This window comes from Caballeronia glebae (assembly GCF_001545035.1).
Classification (GTDB): domain Bacteria; phylum Pseudomonadota; class Gammaproteobacteria; order Burkholderiales; family Burkholderiaceae; genus Caballeronia; species Caballeronia glebae.
In genome coordinates this window covers 25,645-43,696 of record NZ_FCOJ02000041.1, presented here as the reverse complement: position 1 = coordinate 43,696, position 18,052 = coordinate 25,645, and the positions used below count along the sequence as shown (strand labels likewise).

Genomic DNA, 18,052 nt, shown 5'->3' with positions numbered 1-18,052 from the left:
CGGGATCACGCTCCGTCGCTCAGGGCGAGATCCCGCGAGCGCGCGACGGCTTCGTCGCGGCTCGACACGCCGAGCTTGCTGTAGATGTTCTTCAAATGCCATTTCACCGTCTCGGGCGAGATGCCCATCGTCCGGGCGATCTTCTTGTTGGGCAGCGCTTGTGCCAGCAGGCTCAGAACTTTCGATTCCCGCACGCTCAGAATCTCCGGCGATTTCGTCTCGCCGGAACGCGCGCTCGTTCCCGGCGCGGCGGGCGGCTTCGCGCTCGCGCGTGCGTGCGCGTTGCGCAGACGATCCGCGTAGAACTGCAACACCGCGTTCTGCGGCTCCCCGCGCCCGACGACATCGATCAGATCCAGCGCGGCCGGATGCGCGTCGAGCAGCGTGCGCACGAGACCCAGACGGTGTCCATGACGCACCGCGTCCAGCATGAGCTTGCGAGCCGTGTCCGCGTCGCCGCGAACGTGCGCCGCGACCGCCTTGCGCACCTCCAGAAACACGGTTCGCCGCTGCCAGCCGCGCGCCCGGCATAGTTCGATGAGCGGCGTAAGCGCATGCGCCGCCGCGTCGTAATCTTCGTGCGCGAAGCGCCAGTCGACGTGCGCCTGCTGCGCCACGAAGTGGAAATCGGCCGCATGCGCCTGGGAACCGGCGCGCGCCGTCAGTTCGTCGAGCCGTGCGATGCCCGCGTGCGCGGCGTCGAACTGGCCGCCTTGCAGATCGCGCCGGACGCGCAGCGCCACGCCATGCGCCAGCGCGCGCCGCAGATCATGCTTCGCGGCGTAGTCCTCCAGCCGATCGAGGCAGGCGATCGCATCGAGACGATGACCGGCCAGCCAGTGCGACGACGACAACACCGTGAGCACGCTCGTCACCGCATCCGGAAACGACACGCGTTCGATGACGTCGAGACGTTCTTCGAGCAGCTTGCACGCCTGATCCGCATCGCCCGATTCGTACAGCACCTCGCCCAGCAGCGCGGCGGCGAGCGCGGACGCCTCGGCCGCTGCGCTGCCGCGCCTTTCGGCCTCGTGGAGCACGTCGCGGCACACGCGCTCGGTGCGCAGCAGATCGCCTTCCAGCAGATGACCGAATCCCACGAGCGCGCGCCCGCTCAGCACGCCCGCCGACGTGCCCATGAGCGGCGTGCCGTCCGCGAGCACGGGCGCGCGGTCCGTCTGCGCGCGACGCGCTTCATCGTATTCGCCGCGCAGCGTATGCGCCCACGTCAGCAGGTTGTTGCGCGCACCGATGGTGAAGGCTTGCGTGCCGGCGGGCAGCGTGCGCAGTTGCGGCAGCAGCGCGCAGGCGGCGTCGAGATCGTCGCGCTGAACCGCGAGCGCGCCTTGCAGCAGCGTCAGGCGATAGTGCGACAGCGCGTCGTCGGGCGCGAGATCGGCGCGCAACTGCTCGATCTGGCTCGCGCATGCGTCGAACTCGCGGTTATAGAGATGAAGATGGATCATCCAGAGCCGCAGGTCGACGCGCGCCTGAATCTCGGCTTGCGGCAACAGACGCATGAGCGCGACGATCTTGCGCAACTCGCCGCGCGCCTGCAGGCCGCGGGCGATCTGCGCGACGAGGTCGGCCGCCGCGGCGGGTTCGCCGGCGAGCACGGCGTGACGCACGGCTTCGTCGGCGTAATCGTGCTCGCGAAACCACTGCCACGCCGCGTGATGCACCTGCCGCTGTTGCGCCTCGCTGCGCGCGCGAAAGCGTTCGAGCAAGGTCTCGCGAAAGAGCGGATTCAGGCGATGCCACACATTGCGCGCATCGTGGCCGGCGGGCGCGAGGAAGAGATTGTCGTTCTCCAGACGCGCGAGCAATTTGAGCACGCTGTCGGGATGATGCGCGGCGCCGATCAGCGCGACGCACAACGGCGCGCAGAGCCGCTCGCACACGGCCATGCGCATGAGCAGTTCGCATTCGCTCGCGGCGAGGCGCGACAGCACTTCGCGGCCGAAATATTCCGCGAACGTGTGGATGTCGAGAAGCGGCGCGTCCGCGAAGCTTTCATCGAGCGCGAGTTGTTTCGGCGCGACATCGCCTCGCTTCGCGCCGACCACCATCAACTGCAGGCCGGCGATCCAGCCGTCGGTCATCTCGTGCATCCGGCGCGCCTCGCGCGGGCCGATATCGCGAAGCTGCGACTTGAGGAACGCGCGCGATTCCGTCAGCGAAAAACGCAGATCGCGCATGTCGAGTTCCAGAAGCAGGCCTTCGTCGCGAATGCGGCCGACGGACAGCGGAATCGCGCCGCGCGACGCAATGGCGACGTGCAGATTCGGCGGCGCGTAATCGAGGAGCCATTGCAGCGATTGATGGCAGCGCCGATCCGTCAGGCGATGCAGATCGTCGAGCACGAGCACGAGATCGCCCTGACGGCCCGCGATGCCGCGCACCAGCGCGATGATCGTGCGCTCGATCGCTTCGTCGTCCATGCCGCGCCCGCCAAGCAGCGCGGCGTCGCCCGCAATCGACGGATCGACTTGCGCGAGGCTTGCGGCGAGCGCGTCGAGAAAGCGCGCGAGGTCGTCGATTTCATCGGAGAGCGTGAGCCACGCGACCTGAAACGCGAGCGGATAGAGCGCCTCGCGCCACGCGATGAGCGCGGTCGTCTTGCCATAGCCCGCCGGGCCTTGCATGACGATGCAGCGCTTGCGCCGCGCCTCGACGAGTTGCGCGACGAGCCGCTCGCGGCCCACGATGCGCGTCGACGCGCGCGGAGAGGCGCAGGCTGGCTCGGCCGGCGCGAGCGCGGATGATCGCGCCGTCGGGTGGTCGAGATGATTCGGATTGCGAAGGAGGATCGTTTCAGTCATCAAACACCTGCGTTCTTCAGGGTGGGACAAGACTCCGACTGTCCGCTCGCGGCCCAGATCAGTCCGATGCCAGATTCTAGCGTTCACGACGCGCCCTGCCCGCTAGGGAACACGCCTAGTCGCGCGTGCGCAATATCGGAGCCAGGCACTTGTGCGGCTCTGTCGCGGATGGTATTTCGCTCGCCGAACGAACCGGGGGTATTCCCGCGCCCACTCGATTCGGGTAGTGGTGGCGCGTCGCAGCCCTGCAACACTGAATCGGACGAGATCGGAAGGGCGTCGGCGCGCGTGGCGTGCATCTGACGAACGCGTCGGGCAGACCCAATACCCATAACGAGGAGACAGCTATGTGTTTCGTGAGGAGGAGCGTGGCCGGTGTGGCGCTTGCGGTCGTGGCAAGCAGCGCGGCGGCGCAGTCGAGCGTCACGCTCTACGGCGTTGCCGACGCGTTCTATCAGTGGCTCGACAATGGCGGCAAGCAGTCCTGGTCGATGCGAAGCGGCGGCAACAGCGGGTCGATGTTCGGTCTCAAGGGCAGCGAAGACCTCGGCGGCGGCCTGAAGGCGGTGTTCACGCTGGAGAACGGCTACAACATCAACAACGGCGCGGCCTTCGCGGACTCCAGCGCGATGTTCTACCGTCAGGCGTGGGTGGGGCTGTCGCATGACAAGTACGGTTCGCTGACGCTCGGCAGGCAGTATCAGCCGACGTTCTGGTCGCTGTATCCGACCGATCCGTTTCGCGCGAACGAGATACTCTCGCCGCTCGCGGCGTCGTCGAATACGATCGATCGCTACACGATCGCCACGCAAACGGGCGGCGGCCGTTCGAGCAACGCGATCGTCTACAAGTCGCCCAATGTCAGCGGATTCCAGCTTTGGGGCATGTACGCGCTCGCGGCGACTGTCACGCAGCCGTATCCGCAGACCACCGGCAACATGCTGGATGTCGCGGCCACGTACTCCGGTTACGGGCTGTACGCGGGCGTGTCGTATCAGTTCCAGCATCCGGGCTCGAAGACCATTCCGGGGCTGCCCGCCACGGTGAATACGGTGTCCGTCGAGCATTACACGGCGGCGCTTGCCTACCGTATCGGCATCGTGAATCTGCAGGCCAACTACACGTACCACAAGCCGGAGGACCCGAGCACGGGTTCCGTCGCGGCGCGGCTGGGCGCGGCCCATCCGTTCAGCGTCGCGGAAATCGGCGCGACGATCCAGGCGACGCCCGCCGACGCCATTGAAATCGCCGGCTTCCAGCGCGTCGTGCGCGGCGTGCACGACAACACCTGGGGCGTGCAGGTCGGCGCGGATCACAGCCTCTCGAAGCGCACGACCATTTATGCGCGCGCGGGCTTCATGAAGAACAACGGCCTTGCGACGACGAGCTGGCCGGGCTATACGACCACCGCGGGCGACAATCAGACGCTCGTCGGTGTTGGCATGTCGCATCGTTTCTGATTCACATCGGGCGCGCCTCGTCCGGGCTTGCGGGCGCGGCGGGGCGTGCCGTTCAGTTTTCATCGCATCGAGCATCGTTACAACGACCATGGCAGCAAACCACACTATGAAAATCATTCGAACCGCACAACTGATGATCGGCGTCGTCGCCGCAAGCGCATCGTTTTATGTTCACGCGCAGAGCGCCGCATCGGCGCCGCTGAGCGCGTCTGTGCCGCGATTCGCCTCGGCATCGGCATCGGCGTCGGCGTCGGCGACGAATGGCGGCAAGGCGACGCGGGCGGCCGATCGCGCGCTGCGCCGGCGCATTCTCACCGCGCTCGGCAAGGAAAAGAACATGCGCGCGAGCGGCATCACGGTGCGCGCGACCAATGGCGACGTGCTGCTGGAAGGATGGGTGCCCGAGCAGGCGCAGATCGACCAGGCGACGCGCGTGGCGCAAAACGTGCAAGGTGTGAAGTCGGTGCGCAATATGCTCACGCTCTCGACGTTCTGATATCGCTTCAGTGTCGCTTCATCGCCCCGCGTCGGCTTGCGCCGGCGCGGGGCTTTTGCCGGGGCGTTTACATTACGCACATCCGGCGATCGACTTCGTTTCCAGGAACTCGGACAAACCGTGCTCGCCGAACTCGCGGCCGTTGCCCGAGGTCTTGTAGCCGCCGAAAGGCGCGTTCAGGTCGAGTGTCGCGCCGTTCAGCATGACCGCGCCCGCGCGCAGATGATCCGCCACGCGACGCGCGCGCGCCGGGTCCGACGACGACACGTAGGCGGCGAGCCCGTAATCGGTATCGTTGGCGATGTCGATGGCTTCGTCCTCGGTCGAGTACGGAATCATCACGACGACCGGCCCGAAAATCTCCTCGCGCGCGATGCTCATGTCGTTGCGCACGTTCGCGAATACGGTCGGGCGCGCGTAGAAGCCGCGCGTGAGCCCATCGGGACGGCCGGGGCCGCCGGCCGCGAGCGTCGCGCCTTCGTCGATGCCGCGCTGGATCATCTGCTGCACGCGCTCGTACTGACGCCGATTCGAGATCGGGCCGAGTTTGGTCTCGGGGCTCATCGGATCGCCGACCGTCAACGCGTTCGCGGTCGCCGCCGCAATCGCGACGGCCTGCTCGTGCAGATGCTTCGGCACCAGCATGCGCGTCGGCGCGATGCACGTCTGACCGGAGTTGAGCATGCAGAAAACGACGCCGTTCGATACGGCGCTTTTCAGATCGGCGTCGTCGAGGATCAGGTTCGGCGACTTGCCGCCCAGCTCCTGCGTGACGCGCTTGACCGTCGGCGCGGCTTTCATCGCGACATCGACGCCCGCGCGCGTCGATCCGGTGATGGACACCATGTCGACGTCGCGATGACGCGCGAGCGCGCCGCCAAGCTCGGCGCCGTCGCCGTGGATCATGTTGAACACGCCGGCCGGCACGCCCGCGTCATGCAGGATCTGCGCGAAGAGTTCGGCGTCGAGCGGCGTGATCTCGGATGGCTTCAGCACGATGGTGCAGCCTGCCGCGAGCGCGGGCGCGACTTTCGCCGCGATCTGATTGAGCGGCCAGTTCCACGGCGTGATCAGCGCCACGACGCCTACGGCCTCGCGCACGATCTGCGTGCCGCCGCGTGTGGTGACGAACGGGAAGTCCTGCAGCGCGGTCAGCGTGCCGTGAAACTGGCCGAGCCCGGCGGGTGCCTGCTTCTCGCGCGCGAGCCACGCGGGCGCGCCCATTTCCGTGGTGATCGCGTCGGCAAGCGCGCCGATGCGCTCCTTGTAGAGCGCCATCACGCGACTGAGCAGCGCCGCGCGCGCCGGGACGCTCGTGCTCGACCACGCGGGAAAAGCGGCACGCGCCGCAGCGACGGCGGCATCGACATCGGCGCTCGTGCCCATCGCCACGCGGCCGACGACCTCTTCCGTCGCGGGATTCACGATGTCGGCGAAGCGCGCGCCGGCTTCCGGCTCGACCCAGCGTCCGCCGATATAGAACTGGCTCAACTCTTTCACGATTCCTCCATTGCGTGATGACGCGCTCAGACCGGGCGGTCACCGATGACCGTCGCGCGCATCATGCGGCGCACGGCGGGGTAGTAGTCCTGCACGGCGTAGTGCTGCGTGGCGCGGTTGTCCCAGAACGCGATCGTGTCGGCTTCCCATTTCAGGCGCACCTGATATTCCGGCGCGGCAGCCTGGCGGAACAAATACTGAAGCAGGTCCATTTCGCCCAGCTTGAGATCGAAGCCAATGCGATAACCGGCGATCTCCGCGTAGTTGGCGAAGTGCGTCGTGAATGCCTCGTTGACGAAGAGCAGCTTCTCGCCGGATTCGGGATGCGTGCGCACAACCGGATGCGTGACGGCGGGGTTCTGCGCGCGCACCGCGACGCGCTGTTCGGGCGAGAGCGCCGCGCCGAAGAGCGGCATCAGGTCGTGCACGGCGCGCAGGCCTTCGAGACGCGCCTTCACATCCTCGGGCAGGTTCTCGTAAGCGCCCGCCATGTTCACCCAGATCGTGTCGCCGCCGGTCGGCGGACATTCGACGCAGCGCAGGATCGAGCCCATCGAAGGCACTTCGCGCCAGGAAACATCGCTGTGAAAGATGTTTTCGCGACCGCGTTTCTTGTCGGATTTGTCGAAGACGACGAGCTCGGGATGATCGGGGTCGTGCGTGAGAACCGGATGCACTTCCAGCTTGCCGAAACGCCGCGCGAACGCGACATGCTGCGCGGGCGTGATGTCCTGATCGCGAAAGAACAGCACCTTGTAGCGGATCAGCGCGCGGCGCAGCGCGAGATACGCCGGTTCGTCGAGCGGCTCGCGCAGGTCGATGTCGCTCACGTAAGCGCCGATCGCGGGCGTGGCCTGCGTGACGGTGAACGGCCAGTTTTCGTTCGGCGAGTGGGCGCGCGTGCGTTCTTCCATCGCCGAAATGGCTTGCTGCATGTCGATCTCCCGTTGATGCGGCGTCGCCGAAAAAGGCTCACAGGCCGCGACGCTCGCGAGCATGGTCGCACCACCTGTCATAACAGGTATACCGGGCAAAACCCGTAGCCTGTCATGACAGCTACAATCGCCATCACCGTTGTGATCGACCGAAAAAGAGAAAGAGACGCCATGACACAGACTCGTTTCAAGCAGATCGAAGAAGCGTTGCGGCAGCAGATCATCGCCAACGATCTCGCGCCGGGCGTCAAGCTGCCGTCGGAAGCCGAGCTCGTCGAGCAATACGGCGCGAGCCGCATCACGATTCGGCAGGCGCTCGCCGGGCTGCATTCGAGCGGCCTGATCGAGAAGATCAACGGCAAGGGAAGTTTCGTCACGCGTCCGTCGGAGCGCTCGGATCTCGGACAACTGACAGGTTTCTACGAGGCGGCGCGCAAGCGTGGCCAGACGGCGAACGGTGAGTTGCTGTCGGTGCGGCCTATCCCGGCGCCGCCCTTCGCGGTGCAGGCGCTCGGCCTGGACGAAGGCGCCACGCTCGTGTGCGCGACCACGCTGCGTCTGTGGAACGCGGCGCCGGTGGCGGTGTTCATGGTGATGGGCGAGAAACCGCTCATGGACGCGCTCGTTGCCGAAGATCTCGAAACGAACGACGCCATGAGCATTCTGGAAGAGCGCCTCGGTTATCGGCTGAAGCATCTCGAAACCGAAAGCGCCGCGATCGCCGCCACGAAGGAGCACGCGCGGCGGCTGAAGGTGGAACCGGGCACGCCGCTATTGCGCGTCCGGTGTACGCCCTTCGATATTCAGGGCAACGCGCTGTGCTGCGCCGAACTGCTGTTTCGCGGCGACCGTTTCGCGTACAAGGCGAAGGTATCGCGCTAGCCGCGCTCAGGCCGCGCTCGGCGCAACCGGCTCGCTCGAAGCGCGCGGCGTGCGGTCGGGATGCAGCCAGCGCAACGCGACGAGCGCCGCGACCATCAACATGACCGCGCTCGTCGCGAAGCCCAGTTCGTAGGCATGTGCGCTGGTGCTGCCGTACGCCTGCACGATCCGGCCGATCAGCATCGGCGCAATCGCGGCGCCCGTGCTGGCAAGCGCCGTATGGATGCCGATGAGCGCGCCGCGCTGCCCATCCGGCACGACTTCCGACAGCACCGCCGGCGCGAGCGCGAAACACACGGCCGGCAGCGCGCCGGCCACGGCGAACACGGCGACCTTCTGCACGGGCCCGAGCCCCGGAAGCATCAGCGCGAGATAAAGACATGCCGAAACGGCGAACGCGATGCACAGCAACCGCACGCGCGCGCTGCGCGACGACGCCCCGCGCGTGAGCATGCGCTGCGACAGCCAGCTGAGCCCGAGACTGAACGGCGCGGCGGTGGCGATCACCAGCGCGAAACAGCGTCCGGATGTGATGCCGGAAAAGCCGAGCGCTTTTTCGAGATAACTCATCAGCCAGGTCATGTTGGCGCCGAGCATCCAGTAACCGGCGAAGCCGAGCATGAATACGCTGAGCACGGTCGAATTGCTCAACAGCCTGCGATACGGCACGTTCTGAGGCGGCGCGTCGGCGCTCGCGTGCCCGCGCGGACGTCGGGCGAGATTGCCCTCGCGCCCGAGACACAGCCACAAGACGCTCCACAACGCGCCGACGACGCCGAGCAAGACGAAGTTCGTGCGCCAGCCCCAATGATGCGTGATGACCGGGATGAGCAGACCGGCGAGCAGCAGGCCGACCATCGCGCCCTGATTCAGCAAGGCGACCGGCATGTTGCGCTTTTCGTCGGGAAACCATTTGTAGAGCGCGTGGACGGACACCGGATAGAACGGGCCTTCCGCCGCGCCGAGCACCACGCGGCTCAGAATGAACGCGGTCATGCTGCTGAAGAGCGCCTGCGGAATCTGCAGCAAGGCCCACATGACGCCCATCGCGAGCAGCAGCCAGCGGGTCTGGATGCGGTTCGCGAGGAAGCCGACCAGCACGGTCGATACGGCGAACAGCCAGAAGAAGCTCCCCGCGACGACGCCGAATTGCGCTGGCGACAGGTTCAGGTCGCGCATGAGCGGCACGGCGACCATGCCGAGCACGATCTTGTCGAGGAAATTGATGAGGGCAAGCGCCGTCAGCATCAGGGTCATCGTCCACGCCGCGCGTGGCCTGTAACCGTCGAGTGAATTCATGGTTCGGGTCGGCTCAAAAATGCGGCGCCCATCTGGGCCGCGGGGTGCAAAACAGGTTTTCGCCGCGCTCGCTCGCGCGGAGTGCAAGCTGCACGTTGCCACCGAAGTGCGAGCTGCACGTTGCCACGTTAAGTGCGCACGCCTGACCGTAGCCCCACCCGAAACAGGGAGGACAGGGAAAATGCCGTCCCGCACAGTGTGTCACGCGGCGAGAGCAGACTGTCGCCGCCGGTTTGCCGCGCGACCCTGTCGCGGCTGGATCGGCGGCGATGGCATCGTCCTTGCAAGCGGGTTTCCCTTCGCTTCATCGAACCATTGTTCAGCCCCGAAAGGAGAGTGATCATGAGTGTGGATCTGAAGTTCCGCGCAGGCGAAGCAACCGTGCTGGCGGCGCCGGGACAAACGACCGACGCGATGCCCGAAATTCTCATCGGCCGCGTCGACGGGCCGGTCGGTCACGCGTTCGCCAACATGATGGCGCAGTCGAAAGGACACACCGCCATGTTCGCGATACGCGCCTGCAATCAGATGGTGCGCCCGGCGACGATGATCGTGCCGAAGGTGACGCTGAAGGACATGGCGAACATCGACCTGTTCGGCGGCGTGGTGCAGTCCGCAACCGCGGATGCGGTCGTCGATTGCCTGATCGAAGGTATCTTGCCGAAGGATCAGGCAATCGATTTGTGCATCATCAGCCTCGTGTGGATCGATCCGCGTTGCGCGACGGACGCGAATCTCGACAAGAAGGACATGTACCGCACGAATTACGAAGCGACCAAACTTGCCATTCAGCGCGCGATGAGCAACGAGCCGAGCGTGGAGGAACTCATCGCGAATCGGCACAGCATCAAGCACGATATGGACGACTGGAGCTGATCCGTCATGGCGCGCTGCCAAGCTTGCGAGACGCTGCTAGACTGAAACGCGCGTTGACTTGCGCGCTTTCATGACGAAACCAGCTCACGCGAGTCGCCGCGCACCGCCGCTCGTGATCCCGCACTGCAGCATGTCCGGTTCTATAGCCGTCACCTATCGGCGGCATTGCAAAAAACGCATTCTATTGAGCGCCGCTCTCACGTATTTTTTAAGATGCACAGGCTGTCGGGACGAACCATGCATCGCCCGATGCACGCCGCGAAATCCCTTATCGGACCAGGTCCGTGCAGCGCCGCAAGCATGAACCTGACGCCAAGGTAGTGAGTAGCAGAAGAACTAGTCCTAGTGGGTACGTCCTCGCAAGGAGATAACGCATGTCAAACGAATCGAAGTGCCCGTTTACGCATGCTGCCGGCACCGGTACGACGAACCGTGACTGGTGGCCGCGGCAACTACGGGTGGATTTGCTGAATCAGCATTCCGGCAAGTCGAATCCGCTCGACTCGGGCTTCGACTACGCCGAAGCATTCAAGAGCCTCGATCTCGCCGCCGTCAAGAGCGATCTCGCGGCGGTCATGACCGATTCGCAGGACTGGTGGCCTGCCGACTTCGGTCACTACGGTCCGCTGTTTATCCGCATGGCATGGCATAGCGCGGGCACCTATCGCATCGGCGATGGCCGGGGAGGTGGCGGCCGCGGTCAGCAACGTTTCGCGCCGCTCAATAGCTGGCCCGACAACGTCAGCCTCGACAAGGCGCGTCGTCTGTTGTGGCCCGTCAAACAGAAGTACGGTCAGAAACTTTCGTGGGCGGATCTGATCATCCTCGCTGGCAACGTCGCGCTCGAAACGATGGGCTTCAAGACCTTCGGCTTCGCGGGCGGCCGCGAAGATACATGGGAGCCGGATCAGGACGTCTATTGGGGCAATGAAAAGACCTGGCTCGGCGGCGATGTCCGCTATGGAAAGGGCGCGGCCGGTAACGATCAGGATCAGGGCGTGATCACCGCCGACGAACAGAAGCACGGCGAGGAAGTCAGCCGCACCGACGGCGGCCGCAACCTGGAGAACCCGCTCGGCGCGGTGCAGATGGGTCTGATCTATGTCAATCCGGAAGGTCCGGACGGCAATCCCGATCCGCTGGCGGCGGCGCACGACATCCGCGAGACGTTTGCGCGCATGGCGATGAACGACGAGGAAACTGTCGCGCTGATCGCGGGCGGCCACACCTTCGGCAAGACGCACGGCGCGGGTCCGGCCGATAACGTCGGGCCGGAGCCGGAATCGGCCGATCTGGAAAACATGGGCCTCGGCTGGAAGAACAGCTACGGCAGCGGCAAGGGCGCGGATACGATCACGAGCGGTCTCGAAGTCACCTGGACCACTACGCCGACGAAGTGGGGTCAAGGGTTCTGGGAAAACCTGTTCGGTTACGAATGGGAATTGACGAAGAGCCCGGCGGGCGCGAATCAGTGGGTCGCCAAGGATTCGACCGAGACCGTGCCGCATGCGCACGATGCGTCGAAGAAGATCAAGCCGACCATGCTGACGACGGATCTGTCGCTGCGTCTGGATCCGGAGTACGCGAAGATTTCGAAGCGCTTCTGGGAGAATCCCGACCAGTTCGCCGACGCCTTCGCGCGCGCATGGTTCAAGCTGACGCATCGTGACATGGGCCCGAAGGCTCGCTATCTCGGACCGGAAGTGCCGGAGGAAGAACTGCTGTGGCAGGACCCGATTCCGGCGGTCGATCACCCGCTCGTGGGCGATGAAGACGTCGCGGCGCTCAAGCAGAAAGTGCTGGCGTCGGGGCTGCCGATTGCCGATCTGGTGTCGGCGGCGTGGGCATCGGCATCGACGTTCCGTGGCTCCGACAAGCGCGGCGGCGCGAACGGCGCGCGCATTCGCCTCGCTCCGCAGAAGGACTGGGAAGCGAACGGGCCGGAACAACTCGGCAAGGTGCTCTCGACGCTCGAAGGCATTCAGAAAGAGTTCAACGGAGCGCAATCCGGCGGCAAGAAGATCTCGATAGCGGACCTGATCGTGCTGGCGGGCAACGCGGCGATCGAGAAGGCGGCGGAGAAGGGCGGGCAGAAGGTCACGGTGCCGTTTACGCCGGGCCGCATGGACGCCTCGCAGGACAAGACGGATGTGCTTTCGGTCGGGGCGCTCGAACCGGTGGCCGACGGCTTCCGCAACTTCGTCAAGTCCAATGTGCGCGTTCCCGTCGAGGCGCTGCTGATCGACAAGGCGCAATTGCTGACGCTGACGCCGCCGGAAATGACGGCGCTCATCGGCGGTTTGCGCGCGCTGAACGTGTCCGCCGGACAGAACGCGCACGGCGTCTTCACCGACAAGCCCGAAACGCTGACGAACGACTTCTTCGTCAATCTGCTCGACATGAACACGGAGTGGCTGGCGATGTCGTCGCAGCGCGATGTGTTCGAGGGGCGCGATCGCAAGTCCGGGCAGCGCAAGTGGACCGGCAGCCGCGTCGATCTGATCTTCGGCTCGCATTCGGTGTTGCGCGCGCTCGCCGAAGTCTATGCGAGCAGCGATGCCAAGGAGAAGTTCGTCAACGACTTCGTCGCGGCATGGACGAAGGTGATGAACCTCGACCGCTTCGATCTGAAGAAGTAGGCAGTAACGTTGATTGAAGTTGCAGGCAGCGCGGCGGTCCTTCGGGGCCGCCGCTTTTTTGTGGCGCGCGTCAGTGCGCCACGCGCGCGGGCCGCTGTTTGAACAGAAAGCCGCATACGACGATGAACATCACGAGCGCGATGGACGCGCCGTAGCGGCTCAGCGCGAGGCCGCCGCTCGCGACCGGCTTGTCCAGAAAATCGCCGACCACGGCGCCGAGCGGCCGCGTCAGAATGAACGCGCTCCAGAACAGCACGGTGCGTGACACGTTCGTGAAGTAAAACGCGAGCACGATCAGCAACAGCAAGCCGCCGAAGATCATCGCCGCGCCCGTGTAGCCGAAGCCCGCGCTGTCGGCGGTCCAGTCGCCGAGCGCGGTGCCGAGCGTCTGCGAGAACATGATCGTCACCCAGTAGAAGACTTCCGCTTTCGGCGATGCGATTGTCGATACCGACACCGATCCCATCGCGCGATGCCACACCGCGAGCGATGCGAGCAGCAACGCGAGCAGGATCGCGCTGCCGCCCGCATAGCCGATGCCGAGCGAGCGGTCCGCGAAGTCGGCGAGCGTCGTGCCCACCGTCGTCGTTGCGAGGATCGTGATCCAGTAGAGCGCGGGCTGGAACCGGTCGGCCCTGATTTGCGCGATGACCGCGACGACGAACACCGCCGCGAAGATGAACGTGCTCATCAGATAGCCGAGGTTCATCGACATCGAGAGCGCGTCGCCGCCGGTTTCGCCGAGCGTCGTCGCCGCTATCTTGATGATCCAGAACGCCAGGGTCAGCTCGGGAACCTTGGCGAGCGCATTTTTTGTGTGCTCCATGCCGTCTCTCATGCGAGGGAAAGACTCAAGCGTAGTGGGCAAGTGCTTAAGAGAGACTTAGTGACGAGCGCGCTTTCGGACGATCGCGTATTGTCTACGTTCTGACCCGTTCATCGACAGGAGACACGCCATGCCCCGCACCGTCGCCGAGAAACGCGCCGCTTTTCGCGCGCTGCACGAATCCGGTTGCTTCATGTTGCCGAATCCCTGGGACGCCGGTTCCGCGCGCTATCTCGCGACGCTCGGCTTCAAGGCGCTCGCGACGACGAGTTCGGGCTTCGCATGGTCCAAAGGCTACGCGGACAATCACGTGAAGCGCGACGCGGTGCTCGCTCATTTGCGCGAGATCGTCGAGGCTACCGATTTGCCCGTGAACGCCGACTTCGAAAGCGGCTTTGGCGCCACGCCCGACGAGGTCGCGCAGAGCGTGAAGCTCGCGGTGGAAACGGGCGTCGCGGGCTTGTCGATCGAGGATTCGACGGGCGATGCATCGGCGCCGCTGTTTTCGCTCGACGTTGCCGTGGCGCGCATGAAGGCGGCGCGACGTGCGATCGATGCGAGCGGCGGCGACACCTTGCTCGTCGGCCGCGCGGAAAATTTCTTCGCGGGCAAGCCCGATATCGACGACGCCATCGCGCGTCTCCAAGCGTATGCCGATGCCGGCGCCGATTGTCTCTATGCGCCCGGCATCAAGACGCGCGAGCAGATCGAAGCCGTGGTGAAGGCGGTCGCGCCGAAGCCGGTGAATCTGCTGATCGGCGGCGTGTCGGAATTCACTTTGAGCGATGTGGCCGCGCTCGGCGTGCGGCGCGTGAGTGTCGGCGGAGGGCTCGCGCGCGCCGCGTGGGGCGGATTCATGCGCGCCGCGCAAGGACTCGCCGATGGCCGGTTCGACGGGTTCAAAGATGCGGCGGCGGGCAACGACCTCAACGGAATTTTCGACGGGCGCGCGTAGTTCTTCAAGAAACGGGAGACGATGAACATGGCTCGCGAAATCATCCGCGTCGAACCGCTTTCGACGTGGCTCGAACGCTTCAAGGCGCCGACTTCCGCCGTCACGCGCCACGGCGATACAGTCTACGTGTCGGGCTTTCCGCCCTTCGATCCCGAGACCGGCGAAGTAGTTGCAGACGCAACTATCGAGCGGCAAACGGAGCTCGTGCTTCAGCAGTTGAAGCTATGCGTCGAGGCGGCGGGCTCGTCGCTCGATCAGGTGTTGAAGTGCAATGTCTACTGCACGTCGGTCGATGCGTTCGGCGTCGTCAACGCGGTTTACGGGCGCTTCTTCGGACCGAATCCGCCGGCGCGCATCTTTATCAACGTGCCGGCGTGGCCGGGCGGTTTCGACATCGAAATCGATTGCGTGGCGGCGATGGCCTGAGCGCACCCGCTTACTTCTTGCGCTTGGCCATATAGCCGAGATAGGCGATGACCGCATCGAGATCGCTGTCGCTTATAGCGTTCCTGTCGAAGCCGGGCATCTTCATGTCGGCCCACGCGCGAATCGACTTCGGATTGCGGATGAACGACTTCAGCACCCACGGCTGAAAATATTCGGTCGGATTATGCGGGAGATTCAGATCCGGGCCGACCGATGCATCGCCCGCGCCGTTCAGCTTGTGGCAGACCATGCATTGCGCCGTGAACACGGTCAGGCCGCGCCGAACCGGCGAGTCGGCGGGCACGGTCTTGTCGACGGCGATCTGCGGGAACCGCGCGGCGAGCGTCGGCGCAATGCGGATCGCCTCGACCTTGAAGGGCCATTGCTCGCTCGTGACCCCCGATGCGGCCGGATCGATCCACACGACATAGAACGGACCGATGTCCGCGCCGCCCGGCGCTTGCGGCCAGGGCTCGTTCGGCGACTCGATCGCGAGCCATGGCTCGGCGCGCTTCTTCGCGGCGCCGAACAGCAGCTTCGCGGAGAAGTGCGTGACGAAGCCGTCGCTGGCGGTGACTTGAAGCTCTTTGCCGGCGGGCAGTTCCGTGATGCCGAGCAGCGCGCGCAACGGCACCGCGCGATACGTCATCGTGCGATGAAACGCGACGTCGTTCGGCACGCGGATCGTCGCGGCGTCGGGGCGCGCGAGCAACTGGTCGGTCGTGAGCGAGCGCTCGCCGCCGACGTTGATCGTGAGCGACGCGGCCATCGACGAGGCGCAGGCGAGCATCAGACTTGCGAACGCCAGTGCACGTATGAACTTCATCGTCGCGATCCTCCTGTGCGTGCGGTGATATCAATCGACCCGCGTCTGCCATGCCGCGAACACGCTCGCGCAAAGCGCAATGCCGATGATGTAATAGAAGCCATCCAGCGAACTGAGAAAGTTAGCCTGCTGCGCGACGATGCGGCCGATCTCGGCGAGCGCCAGGCTCTTCGCTTCGGCCGCGCCGTGGCCCATGCGCTCAAACGTGCCGAACAGTCCTTCATACACGCTCTGAAACGCCGGGTTATACGGATTGACCGTCTCGACGAGGCGCGACTGATGCAGCGCGGCACGATGCTGTTCGAGAATGATGATCGTCGCGGTCGAGAACGAGTAAGTCAGTTGCTTGACGATGTTCTTCAGGCGGTAGCCGTGACTGTACTCCTCGATCGCGAACACGCGGAACGTCACGTTCGCGACCGGCAGCGCGATGAAAAGCAGCAGCATGCCGCGCAGGACCATCGGCGCGACGAGCCACGGCATGCTCACATTGGGCGGCATGTTGATCATCCACGTGCCGATCAGCGCGGCCAGCAGAAAGCCGGTCATGATCAGCCACTTCTTGTGCTTGATGCGCGCCGAGTAGCGGAAATAGACGACGGCCGTCGCGATCGAGACCATCGACGTGAAACCGACGAGCCGCCCCGCGTTTTCCACCGGATAAGCGAGCCCGCCTTCGAGCAGGCGCGAGACGAGAAAGCTCATCGCATTGCTGATGTAGTAGTACGCGACGTACAACATTATGCCCACCTGAAACGTCTTTTCGCGCAGCGCATGGAGCCGCAGCAACGGCTTCGGATGATGCCACTGATGCCACACGAACCAGCCGAGCGACAGCAATGCGGCGACGCTCAGCATGATCAGTACGGGCGACGTGCTGAACAGTTCGAAACGCACTTGCTGCATGACGATCTGCAGCCCGCCCTGCGCGAACGCGAAGATGATGTACGGCCACAGATGCGCGTCGCCGCGTTCCTCGGGAAGCACGCGGCCCGTCGACGGCACGGCGACGAACGCCAGCACGCCAAGCGCGACGCCTGCGAACGCGGTGCACGAGAAAAGCGCGCGCCAGCCCAGCGATGCGACCAGATAGCCGCCGCACAGAGGCGCGAGCGAAGTGCCGAGCAGGATCATGTTGAGAAAGCGGCGCGTCGCGACGGAGCGTGTCTGCGGCGTGAAGCGGGTCTGGATGAGGATGCGCGCGGCGCTCATCATCGGGCCGATGAAATAGCCCTGAAAGCCGCGCGCGAGCGCGAGTTCGATGGACGATTCCGACAACGTCGCCGCTACCGCGCCCGCCGCGAAAAGAAAGAGGCATCCGGCGATATAACGCCGGTTGCCGATCCGCTCGATCCACCATTGCTGCTGGAGGATACCGAGCACGGAAGTCACCGCATACGCGCTCGATGCCCACACGAGCTCATCGGGCGATGCATTGATGCCGCCCGCGATATAGCTCGTGAAGAAAGAGAAGATCGAGTTGTCGAAGTAATCGAGGCCCGTGGCGAGCGCGATCGCCCATGGAAACAGATCGCCGAGAAAACGTTCCGCAACCTGCCGCGGATGCCGCCATGACGCTTCGATCATTCTTCGAGGTCCCCGGCGCTTTTCGCCTTGCGCTGTTTGCGCGCGGCCATGCGTTCCTGCAAGAGGACTTCCTTGCTTTCACCCGCGATTCTGCGTCGCAAATAATCGAGATCGCTCGCGAGTTCGCTGCGCACCGCCTGCGCTTCCTTCAACTCGCGGCGCACGGCGGCGATGCGTGCATCCACCGATTCGATCTGCTGCGAGAGCGCTGCCTCGATCTCCCGCAAGGACGAAGCCGAATAGCCCGTGCGCCCTTCGCCGAGCGTTTCCATCGGCCGCTTCAGCATTTCGACGATGCCTTGCAGCGAGAACCCGAGCGAGCGCAGGCGCAGGATGCGCGCGAACAGTTCCAGGTCCTGCTCGCTGTACAGCCGGTAGCGGCCTTCGCTGCGAGAGGGCGTCACGAGACCGCGCTCTTCGTAGTATTTGAGCGTGCGCGGCGTGACTTGCAGGCGCTCGGCGGCGTCGCGGATGGTGAGGCGCGGTGGCTTGGTCGCGGACATGCGGGGACCGAAAATGCAAT

At 64.9% G+C, this 18,052-nt stretch carries 15 protein-coding genes; 7 read left to right on the top strand and 8 right to left on the bottom strand.

What is annotated here, in order from left to right; translation table 11 throughout:
- Nucleotides 1–5: 5 nt before the first annotated feature.
- Complete coding sequence (locus tag AWB82_RS24590; RefSeq protein ID WP_086971875.1) at nt 6–2,822, bottom strand: LuxR C-terminal-related transcriptional regulator; 2,817 nt, start codon at nt 2,820–2,822, stop codon at nt 6–8.
- Between the two features lie 347 nt (nt 2,823–3,169).
- Between AWB82_RS24590 and AWB82_RS24585 the strand changes: the two genes are divergently transcribed.
- Both AWB82_RS24585 and AWB82_RS24580 read left to right on the top strand, forming a co-directional pair.
- A complete protein-coding gene (locus AWB82_RS24585) occupies nt 3,170–4,282 on the top strand; it encodes a porin (RefSeq protein WP_086971873.1) in 1,113 nt (370 codons plus the stop codon).
- A 106-nt stretch (nt 4,283–4,388) separates the two neighbouring features.
- Nucleotides 4,389–4,778: a BON domain-containing protein gene (locus AWB82_RS24580; RefSeq protein WP_235023427.1), complete on the top strand. Its 390-nt coding sequence runs from the start codon at nt 4,389–4,391 to the stop codon at nt 4,776–4,778.
- A 72-nt stretch (nt 4,779–4,850) separates the two neighbouring features.
- Here the strand turns inward: AWB82_RS24580 and AWB82_RS24575 are convergent, their stop codons facing one another.
- Both AWB82_RS24575 and AWB82_RS24570 read right to left on the bottom strand, forming a co-directional pair.
- A complete protein-coding gene (locus AWB82_RS24575) occupies nt 4,851–6,278 on the bottom strand; it encodes an aldehyde dehydrogenase family protein (protein ID WP_086971871.1) in 1,428 nt (475 codons plus the stop codon).
- 26 nt (nt 6,279–6,304) lie between these two features.
- Nucleotides 6,305–7,213, bottom strand: a complete 909-nt coding sequence (locus AWB82_RS24570; RefSeq protein ID WP_235023426.1) for a TauD/TfdA dioxygenase family protein — start codon at nt 7,211–7,213, stop codon at nt 6,305–6,307.
- A gap of 171 nt (nt 7,214–7,384) precedes the next feature.
- On the opposite strand from AWB82_RS24570, the gene AWB82_RS24565 reads away from it, so the two are divergent.
- Nucleotides 7,385–8,095 (top strand): GntR family transcriptional regulator, encoded by a 711-nt coding sequence (locus AWB82_RS24565; protein ID WP_086971867.1) that lies wholly within the window; start codon nt 7,385–7,387, stop codon nt 8,093–8,095.
- A gap of 6 nt (nt 8,096–8,101) precedes the next feature.
- Here AWB82_RS24565 and AWB82_RS24560 read toward each other — a convergent pair whose 3' ends face one another.
- On the bottom strand, nt 8,102–9,394 hold the full coding sequence (locus tag AWB82_RS24560) for an MFS transporter (RefSeq protein ID WP_086971865.1): 1,293 nt from the start codon (nt 9,392–9,394) through the stop codon (nt 8,102–8,104).
- Nucleotides 9,395–9,736: 342 nt separating this feature from the next.
- Between AWB82_RS24560 and fae the strand changes: the two genes are divergently transcribed.
- Entirely contained in the window at nt 9,737–10,270 is a 534-nt protein-coding gene (gene fae / locus AWB82_RS24555) for a formaldehyde-activating enzyme (RefSeq protein ID WP_086971863.1), read from the top strand.
- 374 nt (nt 10,271–10,644) lie between these two features.
- Nucleotides 10,645–12,909: a catalase/peroxidase HPI gene (gene katG / locus AWB82_RS24550; protein WP_086971861.1), complete on the top strand. Its 2,265-nt coding sequence runs from the start codon at nt 10,645–10,647 to the stop codon at nt 12,907–12,909.
- Nucleotides 12,910–12,979: 70 nt separating this feature from the next.
- On the opposite strand, the gene AWB82_RS24545 is transcribed toward katG, so the two are convergent.
- On the bottom strand, nt 12,980–13,735 hold the full coding sequence (locus AWB82_RS24545) for a COG4705 family protein (RefSeq protein WP_407643039.1): 756 nt from the start codon (nt 13,733–13,735) through the stop codon (nt 12,980–12,982).
- Nucleotides 13,736–13,865: 130 nt separating this feature from the next.
- On the opposite strand from AWB82_RS24545, the gene AWB82_RS24540 reads away from it, so the two are divergent.
- Complete coding sequence (locus tag AWB82_RS24540) at nt 13,866–14,690, top strand: isocitrate lyase/PEP mutase family protein (RefSeq protein WP_086971857.1); 825 nt, start codon at nt 13,866–13,868, stop codon at nt 14,688–14,690.
- Between the two features lie 27 nt (nt 14,691–14,717).
- Nucleotides 14,718–15,116 (top strand): RidA family protein, encoded by a 399-nt coding sequence (locus AWB82_RS24535; RefSeq protein WP_086971935.1) that lies wholly within the window; start codon nt 14,718–14,720, stop codon nt 15,114–15,116.
- Nucleotides 15,117–15,126: 10 nt separating this feature from the next.
- Here AWB82_RS24535 and AWB82_RS24530 read toward each other — a convergent pair whose 3' ends face one another.
- From AWB82_RS24530 to AWB82_RS24520, 3 genes are read right to left on the bottom strand one after another with little or no spacing between them, the layout of a single operon-like run.
- On the bottom strand, nt 15,127–15,942 hold the full coding sequence (locus AWB82_RS24530) for a c-type cytochrome (protein WP_086971855.1): 816 nt from the start codon (nt 15,940–15,942) through the stop codon (nt 15,127–15,129).
- A gap of 30 nt (nt 15,943–15,972) precedes the next feature.
- Nucleotides 15,973–17,529 (bottom strand): MFS transporter, encoded by a 1,557-nt coding sequence (locus AWB82_RS24525; protein WP_086971853.1) that lies wholly within the window; start codon nt 17,527–17,529, stop codon nt 15,973–15,975.
- Entirely contained in the window at nt 17,526–18,032 is a 507-nt protein-coding gene (locus tag AWB82_RS24520; protein WP_086971851.1) for a MerR family transcriptional regulator, read from the bottom strand. Before AWB82_RS24520 ends, AWB82_RS24525 begins: the two co-directional genes overlap by 4 nt.
- Nucleotides 18,033–18,052 lie beyond the last annotated feature (20 nt).

Coding starts and splice junctions, on each gene's coding strand:
- AWB82_RS24590 (WP_086971875.1), bottom strand. CDS start 2,822: ATGACTGAAACGATCCTCCTTCGCAATCCGAATCATCTCGACCACCCG.
- AWB82_RS24585 (WP_086971873.1), top strand. CDS start 3,170: ATGTGTTTCGTGAGGAGGAGCGTGGCCGGTGTGGCGCTTGCGGTCGTG.
- AWB82_RS24580 (WP_235023427.1), top strand. CDS start 4,389: ATGAAAATCATTCGAACCGCACAACTGATGATCGGCGTCGTCGCCGCA.
- AWB82_RS24570 (WP_235023426.1), bottom strand. CDS start 7,213: ATGCAGCAAGCCATTTCGGCGATGGAAGAACGCACGCGCGCCCACTCG.
- AWB82_RS24565 (WP_086971867.1), top strand. CDS start 7,385: ATGACACAGACTCGTTTCAAGCAGATCGAAGAAGCGTTGCGGCAGCAG.
- AWB82_RS24560 (WP_086971865.1), bottom strand. CDS start 9,394: ATGAATTCACTCGACGGTTACAGGCCACGCGCGGCGTGGACGATGACC.
- fae (WP_086971863.1), top strand. CDS start 9,737: ATGAGTGTGGATCTGAAGTTCCGCGCAGGCGAAGCAACCGTGCTGGCG.
- katG (WP_086971861.1), top strand. CDS start 10,645: ATGTCAAACGAATCGAAGTGCCCGTTTACGCATGCTGCCGGCACCGGT.
- AWB82_RS24545 (WP_407643039.1), bottom strand. CDS start 13,735: ATGGAGCACACAAAAAATGCGCTCGCCAAGGTTCCCGAGCTGACCCTG.
- AWB82_RS24540 (WP_086971857.1), top strand. CDS start 13,866: ATGCCCCGCACCGTCGCCGAGAAACGCGCCGCTTTTCGCGCGCTGCAC.
- AWB82_RS24535 (WP_086971935.1), top strand. CDS start 14,718: ATGGCTCGCGAAATCATCCGCGTCGAACCGCTTTCGACGTGGCTCGAA.
- AWB82_RS24530 (WP_086971855.1), bottom strand. CDS start 15,942: ATGAAGTTCATACGTGCACTGGCGTTCGCAAGTCTGATGCTCGCCTGC.
- AWB82_RS24525 (WP_086971853.1), bottom strand. CDS start 17,529: ATGATCGAAGCGTCATGGCGGCATCCGCGGCAGGTTGCGGAACGTTTT.
- AWB82_RS24520 (WP_086971851.1), bottom strand. CDS start 18,032: ATGTCCGCGACCAAGCCACCGCGCCTCACCATCCGCGACGCCGCCGAG.